Origin of the sequence: Microbacterium sp. (assembly GCF_047602155.1) — a bacterium.
Lineage (GTDB): Bacteria > Actinomycetota > Actinomycetes > Actinomycetales > Microbacteriaceae > Microbacterium.
Genome location: NZ_JASGHZ010000001.1, coordinates 2,598,375 through 2,613,025 on the forward strand (window position 1 = coordinate 2,598,375; position 14,651 = coordinate 2,613,025).

Here is a 14,651-nt window from a genome sequence, read left to right on the forward strand (position 1 = left end):
CGAGCCGAGCGACCGTGGCCCACGCCGCTCGGTCACCCCGGCCGCCCTCCTCCCCCGCGAAACCTCGCAAATGTCGCGCTTTGGCCGGCACCGCACGGCGTGTCGCGGACATTTGCGAGGTTTCGCGAGGGGAAGGGAGGGGCGCTGGTCGGCCGGGGTTCTCTGTGGTGGGCGCAATTGAGCGCTACGGGAACAGACGACATCGGGTTGAGAAACTTGGTTCTGCATGGAATCAAGGCATCCGCACCGATGCGGAGCCCGATGCCCGGGCTGACGACCCGCTGATGGGCGCATCAGCAGAACCGAGTAAACGACCTCGAACATGCCTCACCGACAAGGAAGTGGACGCTATGCGAACAGCCCGCGCGCAAGGTGTGAGCGTCAACGGGATCGCACGACGTTTCGGCGTCCACCGGGGCACGGTGTGGGCCAAGATCCGGTGAATCGGACTGACTCCAACGCTACTCAACCTGAACTGGCGCGAGACGTGTTTCTCCACGAACGGCGTGGAGGAGACGCCGATTCACTCTCGATCAACCTGGCACGCTGCCTCTATGTGCAGATCGGCTTCACGCAGGCAGCCGAAGCAACGATCCCGGAGACTATGACCCTCACTCTCGGGTGATCGAGCTACCCTGTCGGTGACAGAGCCCGGAGCGCCCTCCGGTGATGCGCGAAAAGAGAACGATCATGATGCAGGAGCCGCAATGCCAACGACGAAGCACATTCTGGTCTATTCCGATTCGCTGACCTGGGGCATCGTTCCCACGACCCGGCAACGGCTCCCGTTCGAGCGGCGCTGGCCCGGAGTCCTCTACGCCGAACTCAATGCAGGTGGAGACGAGCGCGTTCGGCTCACAGAGGACTGCCTCAACGGGCGCCGAACCGCCTTCGATGACCCCTACAAGCCCGGACGGAACGCGCTCAACGGTGTCCAACAAGTCATCGAAGCCCAATCCCCGCTCGACCTCGTGATCGTGTTGCTCGGGACCAACGACTTCCCGTCCATGCACGATCACCGGCCCTGGCACTCCGCAACAGGCACAGGAGCACTCATCAATGCGATCAGAACTGCGCCGATCGAGCCGGGAATGCCCGTCCCGCCGATTCTCGTAGTCGCGCCCCCGCAGCTGGACAACCCGCGCGGGCCAATCGGCCCCAAGTTCGAAGGCGGAGATCTAGCCTCCCGAGGTCTCGCGGAGGCTCTCCGCCGGGTGAGCGAAGAGACCGGCTGCGCTTTCTTCGATTCGAATACAGCCACTACCAGCAGCAAGCGCGATGGGGTTCATCTCGACGCCGATCAGCATGAGACGCTCGGCAAGGCAATCGCACCTCTTGTGGCTGAGCTGCTTGCAAACAACACAACGCTCTGAAACGTCCCGACGATATCCACAGCCCGAGAGGCTCAGCGGCCTAGTCGTAGATGTTGCTGCGGTGCCCTACATCGACGGCGACGACTACCAGCTCGGAGTTCCGAACGCTCACGATCACTCGGTAGTCACCGACGCGAAGACGCCACAAGCCGACTTTCGAGTGCCGCAGGGGCTTGAGTCGTTCCGTGGGGTTGGGCAGTTCGATAAGTTCAAACAGCGCGACGAGCACGCGACGCTGCATTGGTCGATCGAGCGTGCGCAGGTGCTTGTCGAATGTGGCCGATCGAACAAGCTCAAATCTGTTCATGGGTGAATACTCGACCGCTGACTATGCGCCGACGCCCGCGCGCGCCTCAGCACGCAGCTCGTCAGGATCGAACCCGAGCTCACGGGCCAGCTCATCCATCGGCCGAGCCTCAATCTCGCCGCGTCGGATCGCCTCCACCTCGGCATCAAGGCCGGCCACATACTCAAGTTCGGAGAGATGATCTTCGAGCAGAGTGCGAACGTAGAAGGACTTGGGCCGACTGGTCGACTCCGCAAGTCGATCCAGACGAGCACTCAGATCATCCGGCAACCGAAGCGTAAGCGTGTGAGACATGTAATACATACTGCGTCCTAGCGATCGACAATCGCAAGCGCGACGTCCCTATTCACAGCGTGCTCGCTTCTATCAATCGAGTCGTAAGCCCGCTGAGTATGACGAACACGGTGGCAACGGGACAGGAAGCCAAACGGGAACACTCAACATCATCTTCTGATGTCGCATGTTCCCGTAAGACACTTTGGGTGGGCGATACCAGACTCGAACTGATGACCTCTTCCGTGTGAAGGCGGTCGAATCGCCCGTTCCCTTGATTCTATTGGGCCTGTGGGTGTCTCTGAGACCCCTGAATCCGTTGTCGGGGTGATTTTGGGGTGATTCGCTCGCGCTTCCAGTTTGGTAGGCAGGCGAGCGCCTAGACTCCGATGGTCGCATGGTCGGCAGCTTCTAGCGCGTCGCTCTCCTGACGCATTCTCCGGTGCTCGACACGCTCATGGACGTGGGCGCGGATCAGGAGGACGAGGGTGACCGGCCCCATGATGACGAACTTGATCGCGTTCCAGACGAACAGGATCACGAGCAGGTTGAGCCAGCCTGGGGCGCCGTCTGCGAGGAGGTTGGTGCAGATGCTCGCGGCGAGCAGGTACGGGCCGGCGAGGAGCATCGCCGGGATGCCCCATTTGAGTCCGCGTCGGGTGCGGAGCACGTCGAGCAGGATGTTGGTTGGCATGTAGCGGCGCAGGAAGTAGCGGGTGCGGACGCTCAGAGCCCAGAGCAGTCGGAACATCATTGGACCTCTCATCAGACGTGTTTCTCCGTCGAGGAGGCAGATGATGAGTGGCCCCGAAGGGACTGTCCCGAAAGACTCGCAGAGATTAGAAAACGCTGCCTCCCTCTCAGGATACGACTCCGCGGCGACATTCATAAGAGGCGCGTCCCGCCGGTTCCTCGGTCACGGTTGCCTACCTGCCTGGCACACAGACGGGAGCCGAGCATGGCGACGATAACTTCTCTTGCCAAGGACGAGCGCGCTGCGCGTTTCGTTCTCGCTGCGGCGCTGGAACCCGATGACTCGGTGACGGGGCGCCTGTTGGCTGCGGTGGGCGCTGTCGAGACGGTGCGCCTCGCGGTGAGTGATGATGCGATGCCGCGGACTGTTGATCCGGTCGAAGGAGCATTGTGGCGGGGCAAGGTCGCCCCGCGACTGGATTCACGGATCATCGAGCGGGCACGCAAGGAGACCGAGCAGGGCAGGTTCGACGTGCTTGTGCCTGGCGATCCTTACTGGCCCGCCGGTCTGAGTGATCTGGGTCATCGGGCTCCTGCCGCCTTGTGGGTGTCCGGCGCGGGATCCTTCCTCGCTACCAAGCTGTGCGACTCCGCGACGATCACCGGGATGCGAGCCGCGACCGGATATGGCGAGTACGTCGCACGAGAGATTGCTGCGGACCTGGCCGGGGCTGAGCGCGTCGTCGTTTCGGGTGGCGGATACGGCATCGACCGTGCCGCGCATCTCGCGGCGCTGGAAGTAGACGGCCCGACGATCGCTGTACTCTCTGGCGGCCTGAACCGTCTGTACCCGGCGGGCAACCGCGACCTGCTGGAACGCATTGGCGGCCTTGGGCTGCTCGTCAGTGAGCTGCCGCCGGACGCGACGCCGACCAGGTGGAGGATTCTTGCTCACGATCGCATCATGGCGGCCCTGTCCGGGGCGACCGTGATTGTCGAGGCCGGCTATCGGTCGGGCTCGCTCAACGTGGCGGCTCGCGCCGCGCAGATCGGTCGCCCGGTCGGTGCGGTGCCCGGCCCTGTCACGAGTGTCGCGAGTGCGGGTACGCACCGGCTCCTGCGCGACGGCATCGCGTCTCTCGTCACACAGACCGACGATCTGAACCGGCTCCTCGAAGGAGGCAACGTTCCGAGTCGTCCCTCCATCGAGTCAGGCGTGCGCCCTGCTCGACCAACGCCGCGCGTCGGACCCTCCCTGTAGTCACCCGCGCACCCGCGCCGATATCAGGACCAGTCGCTACAGTCTCGGCCCGATTCGCTCCGCTCCCGCCCTGCGGGCGGGCTCGCGTTCTTGTCGTTCGGATTCGGCGAGGTTCCGGGCCCGGTCGAGTGCGGCGCGGGCGCGGGCGGCGTCGATCTTCTGCGCGTCGCTCTCGGGCGGGGCTCCGAGCGGGGATGTGTCGGTGATCGCGTAGCGATCGCGGTACGCGGCCACGGTGCGCGCGGCCTGGCGCCACGCGGCGACGGCGCGTGCCTGCTTCGGCTGGGAGCCGAGCGCCGACGCCCACCCGATCTTCTCGCTAAGCGCGGTGTCGAGGAGTGCATCTACGCGAGCCTCGATGAGGTCGCGTCGCTCGTTGAGGGCGCGCCGGAGTTCAGAGTCCGTGGCGCCGCCGGCTTCGGGGATGAGCCCGGCGATCAGGCGCGGGGCTCTCCTCGCTCGCCCTGATCCGGCGGGGCGGGCTGCGGCCCTTGCGACGCGGTAGTGGAGGACGGCGGCGATGTCGTCGGCGTCGGTGAACCCGCGGGCAGCAACGAGGCGCGGCATTAGTCTCTCGACGTCGTGGTGGTTGGCCTCGGCCCTGCGGAGCTCGGCGGTGAGCGCGCCGAACGCGGGTGAGGTGATCGCGGCTTCGGCTTCCTCATCGGTGAGCCCGGAGGTGTGGAGCAGGCGCGCCCAGCGGTCGTGTTGGGCTGCGGCGGCGATCGTTTCGTACTCGGCGGCGAGTTGCGTGATCGAGCCCCATGCTTCCTGTTCGGCGGTGATCGTCTCGTGTGCGGAGAGTTCCGCGCCGACGTGCTGCAGAACCCCGGCCAGTACCGACCTTGCGGTGGCCTCGGTGTCGTCGCCGGGGTGTGGGCCGTCATGGGAGGGGTCTGGCTTGTCGATGGCGACGTAGGCCATGTTCGCGTCGCTTCCTCGGGTGAGGGTGACGTACAGGTTCTCCCGTGTCATCGTGGCGTCGACCAGGACGTGCGATCGCTCCACGGTGATGCCCTGCGCCCGGTTGGAGGTCACGGCGTAGCCGAGGTCGAGGTGTTCGGCCACATAGTCGGCCGGGAGTACGACCGACCCGCCCCAACGTCGTGCGGCGCGGCGCACCGTGAGGGAGCCGTCGTCGCGGACCTCGGTGACTGTCCACCTGTCGCCGTTGCGGACCCAGCCGCGCCCGGCACGGAGCCTGCGGTCGTTGTGCCGGGTGATGACGGAATCCCCGACCGCGGCGTGAGTGCCGTCTTGCAGCTCGACCTCGCGCAGCGCGTTCACGGTGCCGTCGAGGATCAGGTCGGTGCGCGCTCGGAGGTTCAGGGCCATCACCGACTCGTTCGAGTTGGTGACCAGCACGCTCGCCCGTCTGGCGAGGTGGTCGGCCCGCCAGGCGGCGTAGGCGGCATCGACCATCGCCTCGGTGTCCCCGCCGATCACGCGGCCGTGCTCCATGTAGGTGTCGATGACCTCGACGTGCCCGTGGCGCAGGCCGAGGGAGGCGGCCTTCTCCCAGACATGAGTGAAGCGGTGGATGTCGACCAACTCGGGCGCGTCGTTGCGGTCGTGGACGAGCAGCGAGAACGCCCCGGACGCGGCAGGTGACTGGAGTTGTGCGTAGTCCCCGACGAACAGCACCTTGGCTCCGGCCTGGACAGCGAGGGCGGTGATCCGGTCGAGGGAGAACGTGCCGGCGAGGGATGCCTCGTCCACGATCACGAGCTGTCCCTTGCGGAAGGTCGCCCCGGTGCGCTCGTGAACCTCCCACCACTTCGCGGTGTTCTCGGTCTGGATACCGAGGTCATCGGCGAGGACCTGTGCGGCGACCGCGGACGGGGCGAGGCCGACCACGGAGCCGGGGCCGTGCTCGTGCTCCCACGCCCGACGCAGCGCGTTCATCGCCGTCGTCTTGCCCGCCCCGGCCGGGCCTACGAGGACATCGACAAGGCGACCGGACACGGCGACCTTCGCCAACGCCCCTGCCTGATCGTCCCCGAGAGTGTGTCCTTTCCGGTCGGGCTTGGCCGCGATCCGCTCCACGACCGCGAGGGGCACGGTCGGGCCGGTGGTGGTGCGGGAGCGGTCGAGGAGGCGGTCTTCGGCTGCCAGTAGCTCTTCCGAGGAGAACACCGTCGAGTGCTTCGGCCGGAACACGCTGGTTCCGTCCGGCCGTCGGAACATCGCCGGGCTCGACGCGAGCTCCGGCGGCGTCAAGCGCAGGGACGCGGCTTCGGCGGCGTCCGCGACCAGGCCGACGACGGCCTCCCGATCCTCGGTGGAGGCGAACCTGTAGCCCATCGTCTGCCGGGCCGCCTCGGCGGTGAGGTTCCACGGCCGCCAGGTGGACCGCTTCTCACCGACCGCCTCGACCACCTTCTGTCCGAGGCCGGCGATCACGTCCAGCGGCACGTCGTCGGCGCGCAGCAGCAGCGGCTCCTCGTTCGCCGTGACCTGTCGCGCCCACGAGGTCGCGTCCGTGCCGAGAACCCGCCCGGTGCGATCCCGCCAGTCGGCGGTGAGGTCGGCGAGAGAGTGGACTTCCTTCTCAGGCCGCGTGGAGAGGGTCGCCTGGGCGCGGAGCTTCATGATCGTCGCCGGCGACGGGCGCCGCCCGTGCTCCTCGACGTAGCGGTCGATGAGGCGATCCGTCTCGGCGTCGATGTGCCGCGACCGGGTGGAGAACTCGGCCACCAGTTCCTCCGGCACCCCGGCGACCGCCCAGGTCGGGTTTCGATCCCGGCCCTTCTCGCGGGCCTCCCACTCCACACCGAACATCCGGGTCAGGTGATCGGCGAACACCGCCTCGTGCAGCTCCGACAGGGCCACGGTCGCGGCGTGCATCGGCCGGCCGTCGAGAGAGCGCCACTTGCCGTCGAGGACGGTCTGCACCTTGTTCGAGATGACGACGTGCGTATGCAGGTGCGGGTCGCCTGAACGTGAGTCGTAGTGGTCGAACGCGGTAGCGATCAGCCCGGTCACATCGACCTGTGCAACTGCCCCGTTGCGGCCGGTTGCACCCGTGCGGGTCGCTGCAACCTCCCGCTCCATGAACGCAACCACCTCCGCAACCGCCGCGTGATGCGCCTGCGCGATGAGAGCCTGCGTACCCGCGTCGGAGACGGCCCACAGCACCGAAGCGGACTTCGGAATCGAGAAGGTGAAGTCGTACCCCGCAACCGCTCGACGCCTGCCTCGCTCGCCCTCCTCGGCCTCGATAGCGGCGGTGGCTTCGGCACGGGAGACCGGTCCCAAGGCAGGATCAAGGGCCGCGACCCGTTCAGCAATCCGTTCCGCGACGGGCTGGTACTCGGGATAGGCGCGGCCCAAGGGCTTCCCGGTGATGGGGTCGCGGCCCATGCCGACGAGGAGCTGGAGCTGGGCTTCGGAGACCTGATCGCCCTCGATGATCTGCCCGCCGCCGAGTGCCGCGACGCCGGCGCCGAGCCACCGGCCCGGAGGTGTCCCCTCGGCGTTGTAGTACCTCGTCAGCGGGGTCGAGAGCGACCTGTCCCCGTCTGCTGCGGCGACCGTGCGGAGCAGGTACTTGTAGCCATCGCCCGCTGACATCACGCGCATCGAAACCGTCATCGCCGCGCCTCCTTCCGCTCATCGCGGAGGTGAGCGACCGGCCGCCCGAAGGGTGGGCGACCTCGATCTGCAAGAGGCGTGGTGACTCTGAAGACGAGTCGAGACGACAGCGCGACGAGTCGCTGATGCGGGGGCGAGCTGTGCCAGGCAGGGAGCCGGCACGAGCACCTGACAGGTGACCAGCCCGGTGTCAGGTTCACGAGTGGACGACGACCGGGGATCACCGATCAGGCGGAGTCCTCATGTCAGAAACCGACGATGCGCGCGCCGACCGTCGTCTACGGGTCGGGTCGCTGTTCTCTGGCTACGGCGGGCTCGACCTCGCCGTCGAGGAAGTCTTCGACGCCCGCACCGTCTGGTTCTCCGAAATCAACGAGCCCGTCGCCCGCGTCTTCGCACACCACTGGCCCGGCGCCCCGAACCTCGGAGACATCACGACGATCGACTGGAACACCGTCCCGCCGGTGGACATCCTCTGCGGCGGCTTCCCCTGCCAGGACGTATCCACGGTCGGGAAGATGGCCGGCCTCGCCCCCGGCACACGCTCCGGCCTGTGGGCGCACATGGCAACGGCAATCGAGGTGCTGCAACCTCAATGGGTCGTCATCGAGAACGTGCGAGGGCTGCTGGCCGCAACCGCAATCCGCCCCGTCTCGGAAGGAGACGACGATGAACGACGCAACCCCGCAACCGCCCGAGCAGCAGCCGTTCGCAACCTGGAACCCGACCCGTGGGGTCTGGGAGACGAGCCAGCTCGACCTCTACGGGCACTTGGCGCCGTACTCGGAGACTTGGCCGACATCGGGTATGACGCACGGTGGATCGGCCTACCCGCTTCCCACGTCGGCGCTCCACACGCCCGGTTCCGTGTCTTCATCCTCGCCCGTCCCGCTCTTTCGCACCCCGCTCGCCTCCGACTCGATCCGAGGCAACGAACCGATAGAGAACGTGCGAGCCAGGCGAGGGACGATCACACTCAGCCATCAAGTAGTCGAGCTCTTGACCAAGCGGGAACGCGGAACCTCGCCGGAGGCGACCTTCGCGCTGATCGAGGAGTTCTTCGACGCTGGGGACGCTACGCCCCAGCTATCGCCCGATGGGAACACATCACCGGACGTCCCGCCCCTGCCCCCGCGATCCTCAACGACGAACCCGTGAGACGGCCGGCACCGCCGTTCGTGGAATGGCTGATGGGCCTCCCTGTCGGATGGGTCACCGATCCCTCACTCGGACTGACACAGGCTCAACAGCTCTCAGCACTCGGCAACGGGGTTGTGCCAGCTCACGCGATGGCAGCGTTGCGGGCGATCCCTGACTAAGTAGTCCGGGAGGTTGCTGTGGCCAGGTGATCGAGCTATTCGAGAGTTGATGCGCCACGAGCGCTAAAACGTCTGTCTCGGTTAGGCGCGCCGATTCGGGGATACGGTCGGCCGCTGTGAAGGGAGCGGGAGCGAGATGACATCGCGTGGTGCGTGTGGTGAAAGACGGTACCTGAGCGCCACGAAGTGCTAACCGTAGTTGGACGTATCTGATTCGTCGGCTTGCTGGGATAGGTAAGGAGTTGTTCCCGGAGACAGGAGACGAAGTGAATCAGGCATCTCAGTGGGCGATCCGCACCAGCGGGTTGACGAAGCAGTACCGTGGCGTGCCGGTGGTCGAGGGCGTGAATCTTGCGGTCGCGCCGCGGCAGGTGTTCGGGTTCCTCGGCCCGAATGGTGCGGGCAAGTCGACCACGATGAAGATGCTGCTGGGTCTGGCTCACCCGACTTCGGGCACGGTGGAGATGCTGGGCGAGCAGTTCTCGCCGCGCTCAGCGAAGCGTGTGCTTCCGCGCGTGGGGTCGTTGATCGAGGCACCGTCGTTCTACGGGCACCTGACGGGTCGGGAGAACCTGGACATCGTGCGTCGCATCAAGGGCGTGCCCGCCGTGTCCGTTGACGCGGCACTGGAGACGGTGCGGCTCACGCACGCGGCGAAGAAACTCGCGAAGGAGTATTCGCTCGGCATGAAGCAGCGGCTCGGCATCGCGATGGCGCTGCTCGGCACGCCTGAGCTGTTGATCCTTGACGAGCCGACCAACGGACTTGATCCTGCGGGCATTCACGAGATTCGGGAACTCATCAAGAGTTTGCCGCAGACTCATGGCCTCACGGTGGTCGTGTCCAGTCACCTGCTGAGCGAGGTTGAGCAGATGGCAGACACGATCGGGATCATCGACCACGGACGCCTGCTCTATCAGGGGCCGTTGGCGGGGCTCGAGGATGCTGGTCGGCTCGTGCTCACCCTTGATGATGCCGAGCGCACCGCCGCGATGCTGCGTTCGCAGGGCTGGCAGGTCGACCTGGTGCAGAACCGCGAAGTGACGCTCCCGGTGTACGAGGATCAGCACATTCCGAAGCTCGTGAGCACGATCGTGGGCGCGGGCGTTGGGGTGTATCGCGTGGAGATTCGACGTCGGTCGTTGGAAGAGAAGTTCCTGCAGATGACCGAGCAGGCGCAGGTGCAAGGCGCAGCGCAGGTGGCAGCATGAGCGCGATCGGTTTGGAGTTCGCAAAGCTCAAGCGCAAGCGGATCTGGCTGACGTTGGCGCTGATCGTCGGGTTCGAGCTGGTCTGGGCTGTCTCGGGGCTGATGATGACGCTCATGCGAGACTACGAGGTTCCGAAGGACACCGCGTTCGTCGTCAGCCAGGCGTCCGGGGTGATCGCGCTGTTCGCGCCGATCGTGGCCACCGTCATCGTTTCGCGACTGTCGGCGATGGAGCATGACGGGCGGATGATGCCCACGCTGTTCGCGGCGAATCAATCGCGATCGTCCCTGTTCTTCGGCAAGTTCTTCGTTGCCTTCGTCATGGTCACTCTCGGCACCGTCGTCTACGTTGCCGTTGTCACTCTTGTTGCGTCCGCGAGAGGGGTAACCCCTGATCTTGGCCTGACGGGCACCTGGCTGTTGGGGTTGGTGGTTGCGGGCATCGCTGTCATCGCGATCCAGCTTGTGCTGGCCTTGCTGTTCGAGCGGCAGGCCGTGACGCTCACGGTCGGGGTATTGGGCGGTTTGGTGGGATCGTTCGCGGCGCAGGTGCCGCCGCAGCTTTCCGTGCTCATTCCGTGGCAGTACGCGGGGCTCGTCAACCCGATGCGCAGCGAGCTTCGCGACGGCACGATCATCGGGTTCGTTCCCGTGGAGAACCTGGGCGCCTATCTCGCGATCATCGTGTTCGTGGGCGTGGGGTGTGTAGCGGTCACGCAGACCGTGTTCGCGAAGATGGTTTCGAGGTAAAGGGTTCCGATGATGACTGCACTCACGATCGAACGCCGCAAGTCCAAGAAGGCGTGGATTCTCCTCCTTGTCGCCGTTGCCCTGGTCGGGCTGAACGCGGCGAACGGGATCAACAACTATCTCTCCAACGTCGATACGTTCGCCGCGCAGAATGTGACCTGGCAGGCGGTTTGGGGGCAGGCGGCACTGCTGTGGGGTGCGCTGTTCTTCCCGTTCCTTATCACCATGCGCGCGGCCTCTCTCACCCGCATGGAGCATGAGCAGGGCAACTGGCGGCGCATGGCTTCCTACGGCGCCGCTGTCAGCAAGACCTACCGGGGCAAGCTCGGGCTGATGTGCGGGTTCGTGCTCTTCTGCGAGGCGGTGTTCCTGGCGGTGGTGCTTGCGAGCTGCCTGATCCTCGGCTTCTCGCTGACGCCGGGCGATATCGGCACCATGTTCGGCTGGACGCTGCTCGGGGCGCTCGGGGGCGTGACGATCGCGGCGATTCAGTTGCTTGTCGGGATCATCGTGCGCAGCTTCGCGTCGACGATCGTGATCGGGCTTGGCGCGTCGATTCTGAGCCTGGCGATCACCGTCGTTGCGCCTGCTCTTGGGGCGATCTACCCCTACGCACTGGTCGTCACCGGCCTCCAGGCTCGTACCTTGACGTCTCCGAACATTGTTGAGCTAGCCATGTTCCTCGTCTGGAACGCGGTGCTCATCTTCGTCGCAGTCATCGTTGGCAGGCTGGTACTGCGGAAGAAGGAGTATTGAGATGAGCAGCGACACTCTCGCCACGCCTCGGACGGCGGTTCCTGTGGAGCGAGCGGGATTGCGCGGATTCCTCACCCGCCACCCCGTACTAGTCGACGTGACGATCGCAGCCGTGTACGTCCTACTCATGCTGCCCGGTCTCGCACACGGCCTGATCTTCAGCGTGGGTACATCGGCAGTCCATGCGGGGATCGGCCTTGCCGCGACGATCGGTGCTGGCGTGGCACTGTCGTTCCGCAGGCGGGCACCGATCCTGGTATTCGCCATCGTGCTGGTGCTTGTGCTGGTCGTGAAGACCCTCGTACTCGGGCTGACTGACCCGCTCGGGCTCGCGGTCGCGGGATACGCCCTGGGCGCATACCTGCCCCAGCGACGAGCTTGGATCGCGGTTGTCGCGGCGATCATCATCGTCACTGTGGTCGTCGTGGTTGGCGTGCCCCTGTCCTCGGAGGCGCTGCCCGTCGATGCGCTGCTGATCCTCACCCTGGTGCTGCTCGTACCTGCCTGTCTGCTCGGTTTGCTGGTGAACATGCTGTCGAAGTTGCGGGAGGCCGAGGAACTTCGCGTCATCCACGAGATGCAGGAACAGGTACAGGCGGCAGAACTCTCGGCGGTACAGCAGCGCGCGATGCTCTCACGCGAGATGCACGATGTCGTTGGGCACTCCCTGACCGCGATCATCAATCTCTCGGACGGGGCGCTGCGCGCGTCCACCGCAAGCCCGGAAGTCCTCGAAGCAGGACTCCGCCGGATCAACAGCATCGCCCGCGATGCTCTCGGAGAAACCCGCACCATCCTCGGCACGCTCCGCCCCGAGGGCGAGGTCGCCCCCCGCACGCCTGCACGCAGCATCGAGGCTCCCGCTCCCACGGGGCCTGCTTCGATGAGCGGCAAAGACGACGCCGAGCTCGGGATTCGTGAGCTGCTGGACACCGCAGAGAGCACCGGGCTCGTCACGCGCCTCTCCGTGAACGGAGAGGCCGCGGTCGGCTTCCTCACCGAAGAAGTGCGTGGTGCGGGGTACAGGATCGTGCAGGAGGCGATCACCAATGCCATGCGCCATGCGAAGGATGTCTCTCTGCTCACCGTCTCGTTGATATACACCCCGGAGAATCTGACGATTCAGGTGCGCGACGACGGCCACGGGCCAACGGAAGCCGCCACGGGGAACGGACTTCGCGGAGCGGCCGAGCGTGCGGCGGAGCTTGGGGGCGAACTGCACGCCGGGCCAGCACCCGCCGGGGGCTGGCATGTCACAGCAACCATCCCCGTTCCCAAGGAGAGCACCCCATGAGCATTCGAGTCATGCTCGTGGACGACAACGCGGATACCCGCAGCGGCTTCGCCATGATGCTCACGGCCGAACCCGGCATCACTGTTGTCGCCGAAGCCGCAGATGGTCGACAGGCGATCGACGTCGCAGCCGCAGCAGAGCCGGACGTGATTCTCATGGACGTGCGGATGCCCGACATGGACGGGATCGAGGCGACCCGACAGATCACAGCGGAGAACGAGACGCCCCGCGTGCTCATACTCACCACCTACGACCTGGACGAATACGCCTTCGACGGGCTCGCCGCCGGTGCCAGCGGCTTTCTCCTCAAAGACGCCACCCCCGACCAACTCGCCGCAGCGATCCGAGCCGTCCACGACGGCGACGCCGTGGTCACCCCGCGCATCACGCGACGGATGCTCGAAAAGGCCAAATGGCCGGTTCGCCCGGAAACGGCCATCAGTGACGACTTCGACGCGCTCACCACACGAGAGCGCGAAATCGCTCGTGCCATTACTGAGGGGCTAACAAACGCTGAGATCGCAGAACGCTTTGTGCTTACTGAGGGAACGGTCAAGACGCACATCAACCGCATTCTCCGAAAACTCGACGCGCGGGACCGCGTGGATATCGTCATTCGGGGTCATAGAGCTGGGTTCGCCCCCTAGTAAGGCGTCGAACCATATGCAGGTGATGGGTCAACCGTCACCTGGCAGGTTCGTGCTGTCTCGGCACAGGAACACTCATGTCGCAGGCGATCCAGGTTTATTACCCGATAGTTGCCCGCAGCCGCACATCGCATCGTTCTATCAGGCCAGTGGCTTATGACTGCGTGAAAGTGATAGTGATTCGTGACGGCACCGCGATCCTCTTGTCTGAGTTCGGTCAGAAGCCCGTGCGGCCCGGTGATGTCATTCTGCTTGCTCCCAACACCCTTTGCGGCTCTGAACCTGAGGGGAGTATCACCTTTACCTCCGTGTCTCTCGATCCTGACTATGTGCTCGATCAAGTCCGATGGCAATACGCAGGCTTAGTCCAGGATCGGCTCGACGCGCAAGGCTTCGCGGAGATGATCTACACAGAGCCTGTTCAGATCCTCCGACTCGGTGAGGATCGCGCCGGGATGCTGATGCCCTGGTTGGACGAGCTGGTGAGGCTCAGCATCGACGGGCACTTCGCCCGTGACTACTTCCGTATCCAGGCGTTGTGGTTCTCGATCACCGACGTGATCGCCCCGTTCGTCAAGCTCTCGCCTGTGCGGGTTTCTGCCTCTCAACGTGCGCATATTCGGCCTACTCTTCCGAGGGACCGCCGGTTCTCCCCGCTGCGCACGGAGGTTCGGAAGGTCGCCGAGCTGCTGCGTGAAGCTCCCGCAGAACGGTGGACGTTGGACGCGCTCGCTGCGGAGGTGCATCTGTCTTCGTCGCAGTTGAGTCGTGTCTTCGTTGAGGCATATGGCAAGACACCGCTGGCGTTTCTCACCATGATTCGTGCCGAGCACCTGGCAAAATACTTGCGAGAGACCGACCTTTCAATGGCTGAAGCGATGCGGCAGGTTGGATGGCAGTCACGGAGCCATGCGACCGAGCTGTTCCGTCAGTACGTCGGCGTCACCCCAGGTCGCTACCGGCGACTCCGCACCCTTGCGTGAAATTGTTCGCTATCTGGCTATCTCCTGTGCCCGGTATCGGGATGGTAAGCGCGATCTGACGCTCTGCGTCGACGCCGTCCGGTAACCAGTAAGAACTCGTCGGGTTCATTATCGGGCCTGACGGTCACTGTTCTCTCTGACCGCCGTCTCGTCTCTCTGATCCTCCCGGCGTACCTCATGGTCGCAAGGGC

The 14,651-nt window shown here is 65.2% G+C and carries 13 protein-coding genes; 9 read left to right on the forward strand and 4 right to left on the reverse strand.

Features of this window, described 5'->3' with window-relative positions:
* Positions 1-707: 707 nt before the first annotated feature.
* Positions 708-1,373, forward strand: coding sequence for an SGNH/GDSL hydrolase family protein (locus QM720_RS11750; protein ID WP_415126737.1), 666 nt, complete (start codon positions 708-710; stop codon positions 1,371-1,373).
* Between the two features lie 40 nt (positions 1,374-1,413).
* On the opposite strand, the gene QM720_RS11755 is transcribed toward QM720_RS11750, so the two are convergent.
* The 3 genes from QM720_RS11755 to QM720_RS11765 all read right to left on the reverse strand — a co-directional run bounded on the left by QM720_RS11755 (position 1,414) and on the right by QM720_RS11765 (position 2,704).
* On the reverse strand, positions 1,414-1,680 hold the full coding sequence (locus QM720_RS11755) for a type II toxin-antitoxin system RelE family toxin (protein ID WP_415126739.1): 267 nt from the start codon (positions 1,678-1,680) through the stop codon (positions 1,414-1,416).
* Between the two features lie 21 nt (positions 1,681-1,701).
* On the reverse strand, positions 1,702-1,974 hold the full coding sequence (locus tag QM720_RS11760; RefSeq protein ID WP_415126741.1) for a TraY domain-containing protein: 273 nt from the start codon (positions 1,972-1,974) through the stop codon (positions 1,702-1,704).
* Positions 1,975-2,332: 358 nt separating this feature from the next.
* Positions 2,333-2,704, reverse strand: a complete 372-nt coding sequence (locus tag QM720_RS11765) for a sulfate permease (RefSeq protein WP_415127912.1) — start codon at positions 2,702-2,704, stop codon at positions 2,333-2,335.
* 207 nt (positions 2,705-2,911) lie between these two features.
* On the opposite strand from QM720_RS11765, the gene QM720_RS11770 reads away from it, so the two are divergent.
* Positions 2,912-3,907, forward strand: a complete 996-nt coding sequence (locus QM720_RS11770; RefSeq protein ID WP_415126743.1) for a DNA-processing protein DprA — start codon at positions 2,912-2,914, stop codon at positions 3,905-3,907.
* 36 nt (positions 3,908-3,943) lie between these two features.
* Here QM720_RS11770 and mobF read toward each other — a convergent pair whose 3' ends face one another.
* Positions 3,944-7,501 (reverse strand): MobF family relaxase, encoded by a 3,558-nt coding sequence (gene mobF / locus QM720_RS11775; RefSeq protein ID WP_415126745.1) that lies wholly within the window; start codon positions 7,499-7,501, stop codon positions 3,944-3,946.
* Positions 7,502-7,743: 242 nt separating this feature from the next.
* Between mobF and QM720_RS11780 the strand changes: the two genes are divergently transcribed.
* From QM720_RS11780 to QM720_RS11810, 7 genes are all read left to right on the forward strand, one after another.
* A complete protein-coding gene (locus QM720_RS11780) occupies positions 7,744-8,820 on the forward strand; it encodes a DNA cytosine methyltransferase (RefSeq protein WP_415126747.1) in 1,077 nt (358 codons plus the stop codon).
* Between the two features lie 266 nt (positions 8,821-9,086).
* Entirely contained in the window at positions 9,087-10,031 is a 945-nt protein-coding gene (locus QM720_RS11785) for an ABC transporter ATP-binding protein (RefSeq protein WP_415126749.1), read from the forward strand.
* Complete coding sequence (locus tag QM720_RS11790) at positions 10,028-10,780, forward strand: ABC transporter permease (protein ID WP_415126751.1); 753 nt, start codon at positions 10,028-10,030, stop codon at positions 10,778-10,780. Before QM720_RS11785 ends, QM720_RS11790 begins: the two co-directional genes overlap by 4 nt.
* Positions 10,781-10,789: 9 nt before the next feature.
* Positions 10,790-11,536, forward strand: a complete 747-nt coding sequence (locus QM720_RS11795) for an ABC transporter permease (RefSeq protein WP_415126753.1) — start codon at positions 10,790-10,792, stop codon at positions 11,534-11,536.
* A gap of 1 nt (position 11,537) precedes the next feature.
* A complete protein-coding gene (locus QM720_RS11800) occupies positions 11,538-12,830 on the forward strand; it encodes a sensor histidine kinase (RefSeq protein WP_415126755.1) in 1,293 nt (430 codons plus the stop codon).
* Positions 12,827-13,477: a response regulator gene (locus QM720_RS11805; protein WP_415126757.1), complete on the forward strand. Its 651-nt coding sequence runs from the start codon at positions 12,827-12,829 to the stop codon at positions 13,475-13,477. Before QM720_RS11800 ends, QM720_RS11805 begins: the two co-directional genes overlap by 4 nt.
* 77 nt (positions 13,478-13,554) lie before the next feature.
* Positions 13,555-14,460: a helix-turn-helix domain-containing protein gene (locus QM720_RS11810; RefSeq protein ID WP_415126759.1), complete on the forward strand. Its 906-nt coding sequence runs from the start codon at positions 13,555-13,557 to the stop codon at positions 14,458-14,460.
* The last annotated feature ends 191 nt before the right edge of the window (positions 14,461-14,651 follow it).

Bases quoted from the DNA above. Each gene is read 5' to 3' on its own strand.
- QM720_RS11750 (WP_415126737.1), top strand. From the start codon at position 708: ATGCCAACGACGAAGCACATTCTGGTCTATTCCGATTCGCTGACCTGG.
- QM720_RS11755 (WP_415126739.1), bottom strand. From the start codon at position 1,680: ATGAACAGATTTGAGCTTGTTCGATCGGCCACATTCGACAAGCACCTG.
- QM720_RS11760 (WP_415126741.1), bottom strand. From the start codon at position 1,974: ATGTCTCACACGCTTACGCTTCGGTTGCCGGATGATCTGAGTGCTCGT.
- QM720_RS11765 (WP_415127912.1), bottom strand. From the start codon at position 2,704: ATGTTCCGACTGCTCTGGGCTCTGAGCGTCCGCACCCGCTACTTCCTG.
- QM720_RS11770 (WP_415126743.1), top strand. From the start codon at position 2,912: ATGGCGACGATAACTTCTCTTGCCAAGGACGAGCGCGCTGCGCGTTTC.
- mobF (WP_415126745.1), bottom strand. From the start codon at position 7,501: ATGACGGTTTCGATGCGCGTGATGTCAGCGGGCGATGGCTACAAGTAC.
- QM720_RS11780 (WP_415126747.1), top strand. From the start codon at position 7,744: ATGTCAGAAACCGACGATGCGCGCGCCGACCGTCGTCTACGGGTCGGG.
- QM720_RS11790 (WP_415126751.1), top strand. From the start codon at position 10,028: ATGAGCGCGATCGGTTTGGAGTTCGCAAAGCTCAAGCGCAAGCGGATC.
- QM720_RS11795 (WP_415126753.1), top strand. From the start codon at position 10,790: ATGATGACTGCACTCACGATCGAACGCCGCAAGTCCAAGAAGGCGTGG.
- QM720_RS11800 (WP_415126755.1), top strand. From the start codon at position 11,538: ATGAGCAGCGACACTCTCGCCACGCCTCGGACGGCGGTTCCTGTGGAG.
- QM720_RS11805 (WP_415126757.1), top strand. From the start codon at position 12,827: ATGAGCATTCGAGTCATGCTCGTGGACGACAACGCGGATACCCGCAGC.
- QM720_RS11810 (WP_415126759.1), top strand. From the start codon at position 13,555: ATGTCGCAGGCGATCCAGGTTTATTACCCGATAGTTGCCCGCAGCCGC.